A 17168-nucleotide genomic window follows, 5' to 3' on the forward strand; every position below is an offset into this window, starting at 1 on the left:
GCTGGGCGTTTGTCGGGCGTAGATTCGATCCGGTGAGCAAGCGTCCAGTGATCGCGGCCGTCTCGGCCGTGCTGTTCGTCGTGGCGCTCGTGGCCGGATGTTCCGCCGACAGCGGCGAGGGGCAGCCGGGGCGCGAGGCGGGTCCGGTCGCGCGGGTGACCATGACCCCGGGCGCCGGCGACGCCGCCGTGAGTCCGACCGCACCGGTCTCGGTGAGCGTGAGCGACGGCACGATCGACCAGATCGCGCTGTCCAACGACGCCAGCGGCAAACAGGTGGCGGGTGAACTCAGCCCCGACCGGCACACCTTCCGCGCCACCGAACCGCTCGGCTACGGCGCCGCCTACACCTGGACCGGCACGGCCGTCGGCAGCGACGGCAAGCCGGTGCCGATCGACGGCCGGTTCACCACGGTGGCCCCCGAGCGCACCGTCCCCGCCACGCTCAACATCGGCGACGGACAGGAGGTCGGCATCGCCGCGCCGATCATCCTCCAGTTCCAGGGCCCGGTGCGCGACAAGGCGGCGGTGGAGAAGGCGCTGACGGTCACCACCCAGCCCGCCACCGAGGGCGCCTGGGCCTGGTTCCCCGACGACAACGGCGGCGCCCGGTTGCACTGGCGCCCGAAGCAGTACTGGACGCCCGGCACCACGGTGCACGTCGCGGCGAATCTCTACGGCGTGGACATGGGCGAGGGCAGCTACGGCGACGCCGACCTCACCTCGGATTTCACCATCGGCCGCAGCCAGATCGTGCTGGCCGACGCGCCGAGCCACCGGATGCGGGTGGTGCGCGACGGGCAGACCGTCTTCGATTTCGCCGTCAGCTACGGCGAGGGCAACGAGGCGCGCAACGTCACCCGTTCGGGCATCCACGTGGTGACCGAGAAGTACGAGGACTTCCTGATGTCGAATCCCCCGTACTACACCAACGTTCGCGAGCGCTGGGCCGTGCGCATCTCCAATAACGGCGAATTCATCCACGCCAACCCGGAATCCCTTGCGGCGCAGGGGTCGGCGAACGTCACCAACGGGTGTATCAACCTCTCGCCCGCCGACGCGCAGGCCTACTTCGGGACCGCACTGTACGGCGATCCGGTCGAGGTGACGGGCACCTCCATCGACCTGTCGGCCGCCGACGGGGATCTCTACGACTGGACCATCGACTGGGAGACGTGGCAGTCGATGTCGGCGGTGGACGGCGCGCCGTCGCCGGTGGTGTCGGCGACGCCGCTCGCGCCGGCGCCGCCGCGGTAACCGGTACGCCCGCCGGCGCGGCGGCGCCGAGTCTCACCGCTCGGTGGACGACCCCACGGTCGGGTCCAGATCCGCGAGCACCTCGGCGGTGCGGTCCGCGCGGGCGTCGGCGTTCTGCTTGGCCAGCAGGTCGCGGATCTCGATGAGCAGCTCGGTCTCGGTGGGCTCGGCGGCCTTGGTGGTGCCGAAGCGGTTCTTCAGCGTCTTCATCGGCAGGATCAGCACGAAGTAGAGCACCGCGGCGATCATCAGGAAGTTGATGCAGGCGGTGATGATCGGGCCGATGGCGATGAAGGTGGACGGCTTGTCACCGACCAGCTGCACGCCCAGACCCAGTTCGGCGGAGGATCCGAAAACGGCGAGCAACGGGTCGATCACGCCCTTGGTCACCGCAGTCACCACGGCCGTGAACGCCGTGCCGATCACCACCGCGACGGCGAGGTCGATCACATTGCCGCGCATCAGGAAGTCTTTGAAGCCTTTGAGCATGGGTCGAACCACTCCGATCCGGGTATAGCCGAGTTCTCGCGAAACGATCCGATGCTAGCGGGGCGCTCGCAACCGGAGCGAATTCCCGGCAAACCTCGGGACCCGGGCGGAGGGCGCGGTGGCGCGCGGTGAAACCCCAGGTCAGGAGCTTCGGGCGAAGCGGCCCGGATCGGCCTGGTCGCGCGGCTTGACGATGATCGTGTCGAGATTCACGTGCGGCGGGCGGGACGCGACGAACCCGACGATCTCGGCGATGTCGGCGGCGACCAGCGGATCGATGCCCTCGTACACCTTCGCGGCCCGCTCGGCATCGCCGTCGAAACGCACCAGCGAGAACTCCGTCTCCACCGCGCCGGGCGCGATCTCGGTGAGCCGCACCGGCTTTCCGAGCAGCTCGCCGCGCAGCGTGCGGTGCAGGACGGCCTGGGCGTGCTTGGCCGTGGTGTAGCCCGAGCCGTTGTCGTAGGCGTGGAACGCGGCGACCGAGGTGATGGTGACGATCAGGCCGTCGCCGGAGTCGATGAGCTTGGGCAGCAGCGCCTTGGTGACGCGCAGCGTGCCCAGCACGTTCGTCTCCCACATCCAGCGCCAGTCGTCGAGGTCGGCCTCGGCCACCGTGGCCAGGCCCTTCGCCCCGCCCGCGTTATTGACCAGCACGTCGACGGCCGGGATCGCCTCGGTGAACGCGCGCACCGACTCCTCGTCGGTGACGTCGAGCGCGAGCGCGGTGCCGCCGATCTCCTCGGCCAGCTTCTCCAGCCGGTCCACCCGCCGCGCCCCCACGTACACGTGGAATCCCTGCGCGGCCAGCGTCCGGGCGGTCGCCTCCCCGATTCCCGAACTGGCTCCTGTCACGACGGCATGGCGAGTGATCATGCGGCCGAGCTTAGAACCCGCCCGCGCCGGGGTCGTGATTTCATGATCGTGATGAACGGAATACCGCTCCGTTCGGGGGTGGGGTTCGTGCCTGCGCCGCGCGGGCGGTCCAACGGCCTCGGTGGGGGCGTGAAGGAGGGGGTTGTGAGCGCTGAACAGGCGCGGCCGGAGATCTCGCCGGTCAAACAGGTTCTGTGGCGGGTGGTGGCGCTCGTTCTCGGGCTGGCGTTGACCGTCGGGGCGTTGGTCATGCTCGCCGGCCCGATCAACGTGCTCGCCTATTACGCCGGATACGGCGAAGACGTGCGCGTGGAGGTCACCGAGAGCGGCGTGGGGTCGTTCCCCATGGGCCGGGACAGCAAGCCGGCGCAGGCGCGGGTGATCGACGACGGTCGCGTGATCCACCTCTACGGGCTGCGCACCGGCGACATCGTCACCGCGAGCCCGCCCCTGCTGGAGTTCGGCGCGCGCCCGCACTGGTACCACGACAAGGCCGGGGCCGCGCAGGAGTTCGCCAACCTCCTCGGATTCCTCTGCCTCGGCATCATCGGCCTACCCCTGCTCCTCCTCGGCCTCCCCATCCCGGCCTCGTGGAAAGCCGCCCTCGCCGGGATCCTGTTGGCGGTGACTCGCAAGGGCGCACCCCGGCAGCGCTGACATCCACCCGCATCCCTGATCGGGTACGGCTATCCGGGAGTAGACCAGCGCTGACGGCCCTCACGTCGTCGTGCGGCCGACGGTGCGAGCCCAGCGGAGCGGCTCACGGGTGTTCGCGCTCGGACGCGGTAGCTGCGCGCGGGTGCGGAAGGCGCCAACTCGGTCGCAAGTTCCGTACATCGACCGTACAATCGTGGGTGCGCGATTACCGGACGCGCCGTCGAGGTGTGAGACGCGCCGTCGACGGGTCGATTCAGCACGGAGCGAGGCAGCGCCATGACGAAGACGGAGCGGGTCGAGCTGCGGCTCGACAAGGATCTACAGGAACAGATCGCGGCGGCGGCCGATGCCGTCGATGAGCGGGTCAGCGAGTTCATTCGCAAGGCCGCGTTCGATCGCGCCGACCGCATTCTCGCGTTGTCCAGCCGCACGCTGATGCCCGCCGCCCAGTTCGACGCGATGATGTCCGCCCTCGACGTGCCCGACGAGGCGCCCGAGTTGAGGAAGGCCGCGGCCGCGCCCCGCGCCTTCACACGGCGATGACGTGGATCTCGACGGGGATCACCGTCGATCACAAGCTCGACGCCTTCGATTGCGGCAAGCCGGATCTCGACACCTGGCTGCGGCGCATGGCGTTGCCGGCCGAGCAGCGCTGGACCAGCCGCACCTACGTGTGGGTCACCGAGAGCGACCCGACTGTGCGCGCCTACTACGCGATCGCGCCCACGTCGGTGGAGCGGGAGGTGGATGGGCTCTCGCAGAGCCTCTCGTCCGGGCTGAAGACCGTACCGGCGTTCCTGCTGGCGAAGTTCGCCCTCGACCGGAGCCTGCACGGTCGAGGGCTCGGCGGGCAACTGCTCGTCGACGCCGTCTCGCGGATCATGGGCGCCGCTCAGGCGACCGGCGGCCGCCTCATCGTGGTCGACGCGATCGATGCCGAAGCGGCCCGCTTCTACTCGAAGTTCGGATTCATCCAGGTCAAGAACACAGAGAACCGCCTGGTCATGAAAGTGGCGACAGCGCTGGCCGCGTTCGGCGTGGGTTGACGCCTTACCCTGGCGGGCATGGCTATCCGGGAAGCAATCAGCGTTGACGGCACGGCGATCGTGTACCGGGTGACGGGGCCGGTGGGGGCGCGGCCGTTGGTGCTGGTGCACGGGTGGGCGGCGGATCTGCGGTGCTGGGGTGGGGCGGCCGAGGATCTGGCGCGGCGGTTCCGGGTGGTGGCCGTGGACCTGCGGGGGCACGGGTATTCGGGCAAGCCGGAGGCCGGGTACGACGATCCGAAGAACTGGGCGGGCGATATCGCGGCGGTGCTCGCGGCCGAGGGGATCACCGAGGGCGCGATCCTGCTCGGGTGGTCCTACGGCGGGATCGTGCTGGCCGACTACGTCACGGTGCACGGCACCTCGGCGCTGGCGGGACTCGTCTTCACGGGCGCGATGGTCAACATCGGACGCGGGGTGCCCGGCGCCACCACGGGGCCGGCGATGCGGGCGGCGATCCCGGGCGTCTTCGAGGAGAGCGCGGGCCGCGCGACGCGCGCGTTCGGCGAATTCGGCAACGCCAACGTCGGCGCGGGACCGGGCAAGGGCGTGGACGCGCAGCGACTGTTCGGTGCGAGCCTGGCCACTCCGCCCGCCGTACGCAAGGCGCTGTTCTACCGCACCATCGACAACACGGCCACGCTGCGCGCCCTCGACATCCCGGTGCTGGTCCTGCACGGCGAGGACGATCCGGTGGTGCTCGCGGAGAACGGCCGCCACATCGCCGAATCCGCTCCTGACGTGCGCGCGGAGTTCTGGCCGGGCGCCCAGCACGGCCTGTTCCTGGAGGACCGCGCGCGCTTCGTGGCGGCGGTCGAAGGGTTCGCCGACTCGCTGTAGCCGTCCGCACATACATTCGAACCGCAGGTCAGCCGGGCTGTGGCGTGACTCTCAATCACACCGGACCCGTGCTTTCGGGGTGTGCGCGTGCGTGCACTATGGAGAGTGTGAGTCAGCGTGCGGACCTACGGCCCGATCGAATCGCGGTGTTGTCGGTGCACACCTCCCCACTCGCGCAGCCGGGCACCGGCGACGCGGGCGGGATGAACGTCTACGTGCTCCAGACCGCGCTGCAGCTGGCCCGGCGCGGTATCGAGGTGGAGATCTTCACCCGCGCCACCTCCTCGAACGTGCCGCCGGTGCAGGAAGCCGCGCCCGGAGTGCTGGTGCGCAACGTGGTGGCGGGCCCGTTCGAGGGCCTGGACAAGCACGATCTGCCCACCCAGCTGTGCCCGTTCACCGCCGAGGTGCTGCGCCAGGAGGCCAGGCACCTGCCCGGCCACTACGACCTCGTGCACTCCCACTACTGGCTGTCGGGCCAGGTCGGCTGGCTGACGCGGGACCGCTGGCGGGTGCCGCTGGTGCACACCGCCCACACCCTGGCCGCGGTGAAGAACGCCGCGCTGGCCGAGGGCGATTCGCCCGAGCCCGCGACCCGCGAGATCGGGGAGAAGCAGGTCATCGCCGAGGCCGACCGCATGGTCGCCAACACCGACGAGGAAGCCCGCCAGCTGGTCGAGCTGTACGGCGCGCCGCGCGAGCGCATCGACGTGGTGCCGCCCGGCGCGGATCTGACCCGCTACCGTCCCGGCGACCGGGCCGCCTCGCGCGCCGAACTGGGCCTGCCCGCCGACGAGCGGATCGTCGCGTTCGTGGGCCGCATCCAGCCGCTGAAGGCCCCCGACGTGCTGGTGCGCGCCGCCGCCGAGGTGCTGCGCGCCGACCCGGACCGCTCGCTGCGCGTGCTGATCGTGGGCGGCCCGTCGGGCACCGGGCTGGACCGTCCCGACGCGCTGATCGAGCTGGCCGCCGAACTCGGCATCGCCGAGCGGGTCACGTTCCTGCCGCCGCAGCCGCCGGACCGGCTGGTGCACGTGTACCGGGCGGCCGATCTGATCGCGGTGCCCAGCCACAATGAGTCCTTCGGCCTGGTCGCCTTGGAGGCGCAGGCCAGCGGCACCCCGGTGCTCGCGGCCGACGTGGGCGGCCTGGGCACGGCCGTGCGCGACGGCGTCACCGGCCTGCTGGTACCCGGCCACCGCACCGGCGACTGGGCCGCCGCGCTCGGCTCGCTGCTCGACGCGCCCGCCCGGCTGCGGGAGATGGGGGAGCGGGCCGTCACGCACGCCGCCGACTTCTCCTGGGAGCACACCGCCGACGGCCTGCTGGACAGCTACGCCGCGGCGCTGAGCGAATTCCGCGCCGCGCGAACCACTCTCGGCGGCGGCCGTCCTGTCGTGTTCGACGGTCCGCAGCCCCGCACTACCCTGGCCGGTACCGCCCTCCTCGGTGAGGTGGGGCAGGCCAGATCGCGGGCGCTGTGGCGGCGCCGGACGGGAGTGCGTCGATGAGTACGGCCGAGCTGATCGAGGCGACCCTGCGCGAGCGGGAGATCGAATACACCCGTCACGGTGACGACACCTTCGTGGTGATCCTGCCGGGCGAGCGCAAGCTGAAGACGACGGTCATGCTCACCGTCGGCAAGCACGGCGTGCGGGTGGAGTCGTTCGTGTGCCGCAAGCCCGACGAGAATTTCGAGGGCGTCTACAAATACCTGCTGCGCCGCAACCGCCGCCTCTACGGCGTGGCCTACACGCTGGACCGGGTTGGCGACATCTACCTCGTCGGCCGGATGTCGACGCACGCCGTCACCGCCGACGAACTCGACCGCGTGCTCGGCCAGGTGCTAGAGGCCGTCGACGGCGACTTCAATGTGCTGCTCGAGCTCGGTTTCGCGGAATCCATTCGCAAGGAATGGAAATGGCGCGTGTCGCGGGGCGAGTCGCTGAAGAATCTGCGCGCGTTCGAACATCTGGTGGAGTCCTCCGAGAACAACTGATCACCGGGTCCGCCTGCACGGCGGCGCGCCGGGAGGCAGTACCGTTGGCCCTCGCACAGCAAGATCAAGACGTGGGGGTTTTCCAGATGACCGTTCTCGCACTGGACATCGGCGCGACCAAGGTCGCCGTCGGACTGGTGGGGGCCGACGGCGTGACGCATGAGGTGGGCCGCATCGCGGTGCCACCGGCCGGGGTGTGGGAGGCGGTGCGCGGGCTGCTGCTGGCGGCCGCCAACGGATCGCAGGTGGAGATCGTCGGCATCGGGGCGTGCGGGCCGGTGGACGCGCCCGCGGGCCTCGTGTCGCCGCTGAACATTCCGGAGTGGCATCACGGATTCGAATTGGTCGCCGCCGTCCGGGAATTGTTCCCGGGCGCCTCGGTGCGGCTGGCCGTCGACGGCGTGTGCCTGGCGCTGGCGGAACGGCATTTCGGCGCAGCGCGCGAGACGCCGGACGCGCTGGCGATGACGGTGTCGTCGGGGATCGGCGGCGGCGTGATCGTGGGCGGCATGGTCGCGGTGGGGCACACCGGCAATGCCGGACACATCGGGCACATGATCGTGCCCGGGTCCACCGATCCCTGCTCGTGCGGCGGCGTCGGCTGCGTGGAGGCGGTGGCCAGCGGGCCCGCATCGGTGCGGTGGGCGCGCGAGCGCGGCTGGGAGGGCGAGACCGGAATCCAGCTCGCGGCCGACGCGCAGGAGGGCGACCGGGTGGCGAAGGCCGCGCTGCGCCGTGCGGGAATCGCGCTGGGACAGGTGATCTCGTCGGCGGCGGCGCTGCTGGACGTGGACCTGGTGGTGGTCGGCGGCGGTTTCGCGCAGGCGGGGGAGCCGCTGTGGCGGCCGATGCGGGAGGCGATCGGTGCGCACGCCCGCATCGATTTCCTCGGTGACCTGCGGGTGGTGCCCTCCGAACTGGGTGCGCACGCCACGCTGGTGGGGGCGGGCCTGCTCACCGCGCTGGCCCCGGCGGCCTGACCGCCCGACTTCACACCTGCCGAACATGCCGGACATATCCATCGTGGCAAGATGACCGGCATGACGTACACCCTCGTGCTGCTGCGCCACGGCGAGAGCGAATGGAATGCCCTGAACCTGTTCACCGGCTGGGTGGACGTGCACCTGACCGACAAGGGCATCGCCGAGGGCAAGCGCGCGGGCGAACTGCTGGCCGAGCACGGCATCCTGCCCGATATCGTCTACACCTCGCTGCTGCGCCGCGCCATCTCCACGGCGAACATCGCGCTGGACGCCGCCGACCGGCACTGGATCCCCGTGGTGCGCGACTGGCGGCTCAACGAGCGCCACTACGGCGAGTTGCAGGGCAAGAACAAGGCCCAGATCCGCGACAAGTACGGCGACGAGCAGTTCATGTTGTGGCGGCGCAGCTACGACACCCCGCCGCCGCCCATCGCCGACGACAACGAGTACAGCCAGGAAGGCGATCCGCGCTACGCGGGCATCGACATCCCCAAGACCGAGTGCCTGCTGGACGTGGTGAACCGCATGGTGCCGTACTGGGAGTCGACCATCTCCCAGGAACTGCTCGCCGGTAAGACGGTGCTGGTGGCCGCGCACGGCAATTCGCTGCGCGCGCTGGTCAAGCACCTGGACCAGATCTCCGACGACGAGATCGCCGAGCTGAACATCCCCACCGGCATCCCGCTGCGCTACGAACTGGACGAGAACCTGCGTCCGGTGCGCGCGCGCGAGTACCTGGATCCGGAGGCGGCGGCGGCCGGCGCGGCGGCGGTCGCGAGCCAGGGCGGGAAGTAGCCGAGACGATGTGGCGGCGCCGCGGTCGGAGATGTTCCGGCCGCGGCGCCGTTGTGTTGCGCCGGGCCGTGTTCGCCGGGCGCCCGATGATTCCGTTGGGGCGCCGGTGAATTCGGCCGGTGTGCAGGGCGAGCTGCCGGGGTGCTCGCACGGCCCTGGGTGGACGGAGGGAGGGGTGCGCCGTAAGCCGTTGACAGCGTGGTGTTCTCGCTGGTGATCACCGGTCGCCCGAGGTTGTGCGACCGCATTAAGTGACCGCCAGTTCTTACCGACAGGTAGGTTCTGTACACTTCCGCTCGACCGATAGTCCGAGAGGTGGATCACGTCCGATGAAGTACGCGATACGGGTCACCGTGGCGGCGCTCGCCGTCGCGATGCTGGCCCCCTTCCTCACCACGGGCGCCACCGCCGCGCCCGTGCCCACCGGCCCCGACGGTGGCGCCGCCGGGGCGCAGTGGGCGGCGACGCAGGACGCGCCGCAGCAGTACCCGAACGTGCACATCGAATGGGATGTGCCGATCACGATGAGCGACGGCACGGTGCTCAAGGGCAACGTCTACCGTCCCGCCGACGCCACCGGGCGTCCCGTGGCCGAGCGCACGCCCACCATCGTCAACATGACGCCCTACACCAAGCTGGTGTCGAACCTCGCCGATCACGCGCAGTCCATTCCGGTGCTGTCCGACGCGCTGCTCGAGTTGTTCCGCCAGATCGACTTCAGCGGCACCCCGCTGTCGGGCGTCACCGATCTGACCAAGGCGTTCGGCGGCGGTGAGCTGCGCAACTTCACCGTGGACCGCCAGCTCATCCGGTCGGGCTACTCGCAGGTCGTGGTCGACGTGCGCGGCACCGGCTTCTCGCAGGGCGAATGGGACATGCTGCGCGCCCGCGAACAGCAGGACACGCTCGAGGTGATCGACTGGGCCGCGGCCCAGCCTTGGTCGACCGGCGACATCGGCATGAACGGCATCTCCTACTCGGGCATCAACCAGGTGCAGGCCGCCTCGAAACAGCCGCCGGCGCTCAAGGCGATCTTCCCGGTCGTGCCCGGCAGCGACCTGGTGAACGACGTGCTCGCGCCCGGCGGCGGCTTCGGGTTCAACTTCATCCCGCTGTGGCTCACCGCCATCAACACCCTCAAGTGGGTGCCCGACGTGCAGTCCATCGTCACCGGGCAGTTCGACTGGCAGTGGCTGGCCGACCGCGGCGCCTCCCCGCTGACCTTCATGGACGTGTTCCTCAACGCCTACACCTCGACCCGCTTCGAGGACGCCGATCCGCGCCTGCGCAGCCTGCTCAGCCACAACAGCCCCGAACGCGGCGACTACCTCAGCGACCCGTCGAAGATCCGGGTGCCCACGTTCGTCGTGGGCGGGTGGCACGATCTGTTCACCTACTCCGAATCCAAGATCTACAACAAGGTTCCGCTGCCGCCCGGTCAGAAACAGTTGCTGATGGGCAACACCTATCACGTGAACTCCGGCAACGAATACGGCAAGCCGGGCCTGCCGCCGCGCCTGGACGTGTTGCAGCGCGCGTGGTTCGACAAGTGGCTCAAGGGAATCGACAACGGCATCGACGACTACGGCCCGGTGACGCTGCGCCAGCAGGGCGGCGGCTGGATCACCCAGACCGGCTTCGGCGATTCGGCCACCGGCGACCAGGCGGCCACCCACCGGCGCATGTATCTGTCGTCGGCGATCAGCGGCACCGCGCACAGCGTGTACGACGGATCGCTCACGGCCGCACCGAACTCCGACACCGCGCGGCTCACGGTGGCGCCCGGTCTGACCATGCTCTGCTCCAACGACGCGGCGCAGGGCAGTGCGGGCGTGCTGTCCATCATCGACGGGTGCGCCAAGGATTCTCGGGTCGCCGAGCTCAACGGGCTCACCTTCACCAGCGCGCCGGTGGCCGGGCCGACCACCATCTCCGGCCCGATCGCGGTGCGGCTCAACACCGTTCAGGACGCGGCCGACGGATACTGGACGGTGACCGTCAACGACGTCGCGCCCGACGGGCAGTCGACGGTGCTCACCTCGGGCCAGCTCATGGCCTCGCTGCGGGCGATCGACGAGGCCAACAGCACCCGCTCGGCCAACGGCGACTACACCGATCCGCGCCCCTACACCTCGCTCGAGCACCGGCAGCCGACCGTGCCGGGCGAGGCCACCACTCTCGACATCACTCTCTCGGCCACCGAGGCGGTGCTGAAACCGGGCCACCGGTTGCGCGTCGACGTGTTCGCGGGCAACTTCCCGAAGGGCCTGCCCGTGCTGCCCATGCTGCTCGACACCGGTCTGAAGCCGCAGCACGTGCAACTCGACCCGAACCGGCCGAGTTTCGTGAACATCCCGGTGCGGGGCGACCACGGGTGGTGAACCCCGCGTGACGCGAAGGGCGCCACCGCTGGTGCGGGGCGCCCTTCGGCGGTTTCCGGACACGGCGCGAACGCCGCGCGACCGCCCGGAAAACCCGGGTGACACCCGCCCGCCCGGCTCCGGCGCGCCGACGGCGAACAACGCGTAAACACCCGGCTAACGGGCCTGTAAGGCCCCGTGACCTGCGAGAAACTTCGTGTACCCGGCGTTGGCCGGTCGGTCGGCGACCGTACGATTCAAGTGTGAGTGTTCCGCAGGCCGTGCTGTTGGCAGTCCTCGCTGCCGTCGTCGGACTCGCGGTAGGCGGACTCCTGATCCCGTACGTCAACGCGCGTCAGGCCGCCCGCAAGCAGGCCGATTCCGGTCTCACCATGTCGCAGGTGCTCGACCTCATCGTGCTCGCCTCCGAGAGCGGGATCGCGGTGGTCGACCAGTACCGCGACGTGGTGCTGGTGAATCCGCGCGCCGAGGAACTCGGGCTGGTGCGCAACCGGTTGCTCGACGAGCGCGCCTGGGCCGCGGTCGAGAAGGTGCTCGGCACCGGCGAATCCGCCGAGTTCGACCTCACTGCCAAGAACCCGATGCCCGGCCGCAGCCGGATCGCGGTGCGCGGCGTCGCCCGGCCGCTGTCCTTGGAGGAGACCGGCTTCACCGTATTGTTCGCCGACGACGATTCCGAGCAGGCCCGCATGGAGGCCACCCGCCGCGATTTCGTCGCCAACGTCAGTCACGAACTCAAGACCCCCGTCGGCGCCATGAGCCTGCTCGCCGAGGCGATGCTGGAATCGGCCGAGGATCCCGAGGCCGTGCGCCACTTCGGACAGCGGGTGCTGGACGAGTCGCGCCGCCTCGGCAAGATGGTGACCGAGCTGATCGCGCTGTCGCGCCTGCAGGGCGCGGAGAAGCTGCCCGAGCTCGAGGTCGTCGACGTCGACACCGTGGTGCAGCAGGCCGTCGACCGCTCCCGCACCGCCGCCGAGGCCGCGGGCATCACGGTGAGCACCGACCGGCCCAGCGGGCTCGAGGTGCTCGGCGACGAGACGCTGCTGGTCACCGCCCTGTCCAACCTGGTCGAGAACGCGATCGCCTACTCGCCGGCCGGCTCGCACGTGTCGGTGAGCCGCTCGCTGCGCGGCGACCACGTCGCCATGGCGGTCACCGACCGCGGCATCGGCATCGCGAAGGAAGACCAGGAGCGGGTGTTCGAACGATTCTTCCGCTCGGACAAGGCGCGATCGCGCGCCACCGGCGGGACCGGGCTCGGGCTGGCTATCGTCAAGCACGTGGCGGCCAACCACAACGGGGAGATCACCCTGTGGAGCAAGCTCGGCACCGGATCGACGTTCACCTTGCGAATACCCGCCCACCTGGAGGCAGCCGGCGACGACGACGTCGACGGGCCCACGGTGAGCACGAAGGAAACCGGCTCGCGTCCCGCGGGACCGGGCAGACCGAATGGTGTGGAGGCACGCAGATGACGAGTGTTCTGATCGTCGAGGATGAGGAGTCGCTGGCCGATCCGCTCGCGTTCCTGCTGCGCAAGGAGGGCTTCGAGGTCACCGTGGTCGGCGACGGCCCCTCGGCGCTGGCCGAATTCGATCGCTCCGGCGCCGATATCGTGCTGCTGGACCTGATGCTGCCCGGTATGAGCGGCACCGACGTCTGTAAGCAGCTGCGCACCCGCAGCGGCGTGCCGGTCATCATGGTGACCGCGCGCGACAGCGAGATCGACAAGGTCGTCGGGCTGGAGCTGGGCGCCGACGACTACGTCACCAAGCCGTACTCGGCGCGCGAGCTGATCGCGCGCATCCGCGCGGTGCTGCGCCGCGGCGCGGGCGACGAGCTGGACGGCGGCAGCGAGAACGGCGTGCTGGAGGCCGGGCCGGTGCGCATGGACGTGGACCGCCACACGGTGCTGGTCAACGGCAAGCCGGTCACGTTGCCGCTCAAGGAGTTCGACCTGCTCGAGTACCTGCTGCGCAACTCGGGCCGGGTGCTCACCCGCGGCCAGCTCATCGACCGGGTGTGGGGCGCGGACTACGTGGGCGACACCAAGACGCTCGACGTGCACGTCAAGCGGTTGCGCTCCAAGATCGAGTCCGATCCGGCCAAGCCGGAGCACCTGGTCACGGTGCGCGGGCTCGGCTACAAGCTGGAGGCCTGAGGCCGATCGCCGCTGTTCGGGTCCGGTGCTACCGGATTCCGGCGCGGCGGGCCGCACAGCGCGGCGGCCCGGTTCCGAGGGGAACCGGGCCGTCGTCGTTCGTCGGGTCAGGGGATGTAGACCCAGGCCGGGCCGATGCCGGGCAGGTCGTTCTTCTGCAGGGTGATCCAGCCGAGGTCGTCTTCCTGCATGCAGTCGTAGAGTGGGACCTCGGTGCCGTTGCCGCGACAGGCGATGGTGCGCGTGGTGCCGTAGGGACTCACGATGACGTTCTTGCCGTCGCGCGCGGCGTTCAGCGCGGCCGGGTCCAAGCCCGACACGAACGTCGCGGTGACATCGGAGAACTGCGTGGGATCGGCGGGGTCGGCCTGGGCGGTGCCCGCCACGGCCAGGCCCGCGCCGAGCACGGCGGTCGCCAGGGTGAACACTTTCCTCATGCCGGACATCCAACCGCAATCCGGTGACGCGCGCAGGACGAGGGGATGTCCCGCAGGCTGCGGATACCGCACAACCGCTGGTCGCGCGGTGTGCGGGCCGCCGGGAAACGGCCCGCGACCGTGCTCAGCTGCTGCCGAGCAACCCGCCGAGCAAGCGTCCGGCACTGCCGGTGCCCGCGCTGCCGGTACCGGCGCTGCCCGAGCTCCCGGAGCCGCCGCTGCTCGCCTTGCCCACGTCGACCATGATCGACTTGGTGCTGCCGCCCTGTTCCACGGTGATGATGTGCTCGCCGGGTTGGCTGGGTGTCCATTCGATGGTCGCCGTGCCGGGCGGCCACGGCACCTTGGGCGCGCCGATGAACTCGCCGTTGACGCTGAAGTAGACCAGCAGGCCGCCGGACGCGCCGCCGACCTTCGCGGTGATGGTGTAGGTCTGGCCGACCCTGTGGTTGCCGCCGTCGACCGAGACCGAGGTGACGGCGGCGTGCGCCGCGGGTGCGGCGAGCACGGTCACCGCCGCGACCGCCGCGAACGCCGTGAGTCCGGCGCCCGCCGTGTGCCGGGTGAAGCCGAATGCTGTCATGATGCTCCTCCTGTGCCGACCGGCTGTGCGGTCAGGCTACTTTGTGAAGCGCGAATGTTTCTGAATTTTGCGAGAAGACGCCCGACCCGGCGAGTGGGCCGGAGGTCAGCGGCTGCTGCCGCCGAAGAGGCCGCGCAGCAGGTTGCCCGCGCTGCCGGTGCCGGGACTGCCCGGATCACCCGGATCGGGGTCGCCCGGATCGCCCGGCCCCGGATCGTTCGGGTCCGTCACGTTCACGACGATCGTCTTGGTGCTGCCGCCCTGCGCGGCGGTGATCAGGTGCTGTCCCGCCTCACGCGGGGTCCAGGGGACCGACGATTCGCCGATCGGCCACGGCACCTGCGGGTTGGCGATCGATTCGCCGTTGGCCGTCCAGTAGACGAGCAGGCCGATGCCCGCGCCGCTGAGCTGGGCCCGCAGCGTGTAGGTGGTGTCGATGACGTGGTCGGAACCCGAGATGGTGATCGAGTCGACGGTGGCGTGCGCCGGCGGGGCGGCGAAGACGGCCACCGCGGCGGCCGTCGCGAACCCGGCGACGCCGACGCCGACGCGGCGGCCGAGGGTGGGGGTGTTGCCCATGGTGTTTCTCCTGTGCTGCCCGCCGGGGGAGGCGGGCACCCCGCACAGTAAATCGGTCGATGTGTGAAATGTAGACGTTTCGCAAAATTGGACAAGCGACCGTTAGGCGACGGCGGGCCGGTTCAGTCCTGCGCGCGCCGCGCGTGCACGGTGGCCGGGTGCACGGCCACCAGCCCGAGACCCTCGCGGCGGCGGCAGTGCCTGGCCAGCTCGTCGTAGGCCGGCTTGCCCAGCAGCTCGGTGAGCTCGGGGCCGTAGGACTGCCACACCGCGCGCGTGCCCACGTGCGCGTCGGGCGAGCCGGAGCAGTACCAGTCCAGGTCCAGGCCGCCCGGGCCCCAGCCGCGCCGATCGTATTCGGTGACCACCGTGCGCAGGATCTGCACGCCGTCGGGGCGGTCCACCCACTCCTGGGTGCGGCGAATAGGCAACTGCCAGCACACATCCGGCTTCACCGTGTGCGGTTCCAGTCCGCGGCGCAGGGCCATGGTGTGCAGTGCGCAGCCGACGCCGCCCGCGAAGCCGGGCCGGTTCAGGAAGATGCACGCGCCCTCGTGGCGGCGGGTGCGCAGCGCCGGCTCGTCCTCCAGCTCGTCGAGTTCGAGGAAGCGCTTCGCGCTGACCTTGCCCTTGGCGTTGCGGGCCTCGTCCATGAACTGCCAGTCCTGCGGTGTGAGCATTTTCACAGCCTTGGCCAGGCGCAGTTTGTCGTCGTCATCGGAGAGGAAGGCGCCGTGTGAGCAGCAGCCGTCGTCGGGGCGCTCGGCGATGATGCCCTGGCAGGCGGGCGTGCCGAAGACGCACGTCCAGCGCGACAGCAGCCACGTCAGATCCGCGACGATGAGATGCTCGTCATTTGCCGGATCGGTGAACTCGATCCATTCGCGCGGGAAATCGAGATCGACTTCGGGTGCCGGGTCGATCTTTCCCGCTGGTCGGGGCGGGTTCTGGCTGCTCGTAGCTGCGCCTGCCGTCACACTTGCCCACGGTAACAGCTCACCTCGCCTGGCCCGCCGGACACCGGGACCAAGTACCGTGTTCGGAGTGCGGCTAGGGGTACTCGACGTCGGAAGCAACACCGTTCACCTGCTCGTGGTGGACGCGCACCGTGGTGGCCACCCGATGCCGATGAGCTCGACGAAGGCCACGCTGCGGCTCTCGGAGAACATGGACGACGAGGGCCGCATCACCGTCGCGGGCGCCGAACGCCTCATCAGCACGGTGGCCGAATTCGCCAGCATCGCCGAGACCTCCCGCTGCGTCGAGCTGATGCCCTTCGCCACCTCCGCCTTGCGTGAGGCCGCCAATTCCGACGAGGTGCTGGCCCGCGTGCGCACCGAGACCGGCGTCGAACTCCAGGTGCTCAGCGGCGTCGACGAGGCTCGGCTCACCTTTCTCGCGGTGCGCCGCTGGTACGGCTGGAGCGCGGGCCGCATCCTCAACCTCGATATCGGCGGCGGCTCGCTCGAGATCAGCACCGGCGGCGACGAGGAGCCCGACGTGGCGCTCTCGCTGCAACTCGGCGCCGGCCGGCTCACCAGGGACTGGCTGCGCGAGGACCCGCCGGGCAAGCGCCGCGTCGCCGTACTGCGCGACTGGCTCGACGCCGAACTCGTCGCACCCGCGAAAGAGCTGGTGGCGGCCGGTAAACCGGATCTGGCGGTGGGCACGTCCAAGACCTTCCGCTCGCTGGCGCGGCTCACCGGCGCGGCGCCGTCGGGGGCCGGTCCCCGCGTGCGGCGTACGCTCACCGGCTCGGGCCTGCGGCAACTGATCGCGTTCATCTCGCGAATGACGGCCGCCGACCGTGCAGAATTGGAAGGCGTAAGTTCGGATCGGTCACAGCAATTGGTGGCTGGCGCATTGGTCGCGGAGGCGAGTATGCGGGCACTATCGCTGGATACCCTCGAAATTTGTCCGTGGGCGCTGCGGGAAGGGCTGATCCTGCGCAAACTGGATACCGACATGAACGGTGGACTCGAGGCGACGATCCTGCCCGGCGCGGCGCGCGGCGGCGACCCCGGCGGCCCCCAGCCGGGCCCGATCGAGGCGGCGACGCCGTGAACGCGGCCCGGTGCGTCAG

General features: G+C 70.2%; 19 protein-coding genes. 13 read left to right on the forward strand and 6 right to left on the reverse strand.

Annotated elements, in window-relative coordinates:
* Positions 1-32 precede the first annotated feature (32 nt).
* Positions 33-1256 carry a L,D-transpeptidase gene (locus tag OHB21_RS11180; protein WP_067505966.1) on the forward strand — a complete coding sequence of 408 codons (1224 nt, stop codon included), beginning with the start codon at positions 33-35 and terminating at the stop codon, positions 1254-1256.
* 33 nt (positions 1257-1289) lie between these two features.
* On the opposite strand, the gene mscL is transcribed toward OHB21_RS11180, so the two are convergent.
* Both mscL and OHB21_RS11190 read right to left on the reverse strand, forming a co-directional pair.
* Positions 1290-1745, reverse strand: a complete 456-nt coding sequence (gene mscL / locus OHB21_RS11185) for a large conductance mechanosensitive channel protein MscL (protein ID WP_067505969.1) — start codon at positions 1743-1745, stop codon at positions 1290-1292.
* A 141-nt stretch (positions 1746-1886) separates the two neighbouring features.
* Positions 1887-2621, reverse strand: coding sequence for an SDR family NAD(P)-dependent oxidoreductase (locus OHB21_RS11190; RefSeq protein WP_195124629.1), 735 nt, complete (start codon positions 2619-2621; stop codon positions 1887-1889).
* Between the two features lie 144 nt (positions 2622-2765).
* Here OHB21_RS11190 and OHB21_RS11195 point away from each other — a divergent pair, with 144 nt between their 5' ends.
* The 11 genes from OHB21_RS11195 (at position 2766) to OHB21_RS11245 (ending at position 13486) form a co-directional block, all read left to right on the forward strand.
* Entirely contained in the window at positions 2766-3278 is a 513-nt protein-coding gene (locus tag OHB21_RS11195; RefSeq protein ID WP_195124630.1) for a hypothetical protein, read from the forward strand.
* A gap of 276 nt (positions 3279-3554) precedes the next feature.
* A complete protein-coding gene (locus OHB21_RS11200; RefSeq protein ID WP_067505978.1) occupies positions 3555-3821 on the forward strand; it encodes a type II toxin-antitoxin system TacA family antitoxin in 267 nt (88 codons plus the stop codon).
* A complete protein-coding gene (locus tag OHB21_RS11205; protein ID WP_195142094.1) occupies positions 3818-4324 on the forward strand; it encodes a GNAT family N-acetyltransferase in 507 nt (168 codons plus the stop codon). Before OHB21_RS11200 ends, OHB21_RS11205 begins: the two co-directional genes overlap by 4 nt.
* Before the next feature lie 18 nt (positions 4325-4342).
* Positions 4343-5164 carry an alpha/beta fold hydrolase gene (locus OHB21_RS11210; RefSeq protein ID WP_067505985.1) on the forward strand — a complete coding sequence of 274 codons (822 nt, stop codon included), beginning with the start codon at positions 4343-4345 and terminating at the stop codon, positions 5162-5164.
* A gap of 98 nt (positions 5165-5262) precedes the next feature.
* Positions 5263-6675: a D-inositol-3-phosphate glycosyltransferase gene (mshA, locus tag OHB21_RS11215; protein WP_067505989.1), complete on the forward strand. Its 1413-nt coding sequence runs from the start codon at positions 5263-5265 to the stop codon at positions 6673-6675.
* Entirely contained in the window at positions 6672-7163 is a 492-nt protein-coding gene (locus OHB21_RS11220; protein ID WP_067506411.1) for a type III secretion system chaperone family protein, read from the forward strand. Before mshA ends, OHB21_RS11220 begins: the two co-directional genes overlap by 4 nt.
* 86 nt (positions 7164-7249) lie before the next feature.
* Positions 7250-8143 (forward strand): ROK family protein, encoded by an 894-nt coding sequence (locus OHB21_RS11225; RefSeq protein WP_067505994.1) that lies wholly within the window; start codon positions 7250-7252, stop codon positions 8141-8143.
* 51 nt (positions 8144-8194) lie between these two features.
* Positions 8195-8941 carry a phosphoglyceromutase gene (locus tag OHB21_RS11230; protein WP_195142095.1) on the forward strand — a complete coding sequence of 249 codons (747 nt, stop codon included), beginning with the start codon at positions 8195-8197 and terminating at the stop codon, positions 8939-8941.
* A gap of 329 nt (positions 8942-9270) precedes the next feature.
* Positions 9271-11322 (forward strand): CocE/NonD family hydrolase, encoded by a 2052-nt coding sequence (locus OHB21_RS11235; RefSeq protein ID WP_195124632.1) that lies wholly within the window; start codon positions 9271-9273, stop codon positions 11320-11322.
* 242 nt (positions 11323-11564) lie between these two features.
* Positions 11565-12800 (forward strand): sensor histidine kinase, encoded by a 1236-nt coding sequence (locus OHB21_RS11240; RefSeq protein ID WP_067506001.1) that lies wholly within the window; start codon positions 11565-11567, stop codon positions 12798-12800.
* Positions 12797-13486 carry a response regulator transcription factor gene (locus OHB21_RS11245; RefSeq protein ID WP_067506004.1) on the forward strand — a complete coding sequence of 230 codons (690 nt, stop codon included), beginning with the start codon at positions 12797-12799 and terminating at the stop codon, positions 13484-13486. Before OHB21_RS11240 ends, OHB21_RS11245 begins: the two co-directional genes overlap by 4 nt.
* A gap of 107 nt (positions 13487-13593) precedes the next feature.
* Here the strand turns inward: OHB21_RS11245 and OHB21_RS11250 are convergent, their stop codons facing one another.
* The 4 genes from OHB21_RS11250 to OHB21_RS11265 form a co-directional block, all read right to left on the reverse strand.
* Positions 13594-13923 carry a hypothetical protein gene (locus tag OHB21_RS11250; RefSeq protein ID WP_228815321.1) on the reverse strand — a complete coding sequence of 110 codons (330 nt, stop codon included), beginning with the start codon at positions 13921-13923 and terminating at the stop codon, positions 13594-13596.
* A 124-nt stretch (positions 13924-14047) separates the two neighbouring features.
* The gene (locus OHB21_RS11255; RefSeq protein ID WP_067506011.1) at positions 14048-14506 is read right to left on the reverse strand and encodes a hypothetical protein; all 459 of its coding nucleotides are present in this window, start codon (positions 14504-14506) and stop codon (positions 14048-14050) included.
* A 105-nt stretch (positions 14507-14611) separates the two neighbouring features.
* Positions 14612-15085, reverse strand: coding sequence for a hypothetical protein (locus OHB21_RS11260; protein ID WP_195124894.1), 474 nt, complete (start codon positions 15083-15085; stop codon positions 14612-14614).
* 122 nt (positions 15086-15207) lie between these two features.
* Positions 15208-16062, reverse strand: coding sequence for a hypothetical protein (locus OHB21_RS11265; RefSeq protein WP_067506018.1), 855 nt, complete (start codon positions 16060-16062; stop codon positions 15208-15210).
* A 67-nt stretch (positions 16063-16129) separates the two neighbouring features.
* Here OHB21_RS11265 and OHB21_RS11270 point away from each other — a divergent pair, with 67 nt between their 5' ends.
* Positions 16130-17149: a Ppx/GppA phosphatase family protein gene (locus tag OHB21_RS11270; RefSeq protein WP_067506021.1), complete on the forward strand. Its 1020-nt coding sequence runs from the start codon at positions 16130-16132 to the stop codon at positions 17147-17149.
* The last annotated feature ends 19 nt before the right edge of the window (positions 17150-17168 follow it).

Origin of the sequence: Nocardia puris (assembly GCF_036051655.1) — a bacterium.
Classification (GTDB): Bacteria; Actinomycetota; Actinomycetes; order Mycobacteriales; family Mycobacteriaceae; genus Nocardia; species Nocardia puris.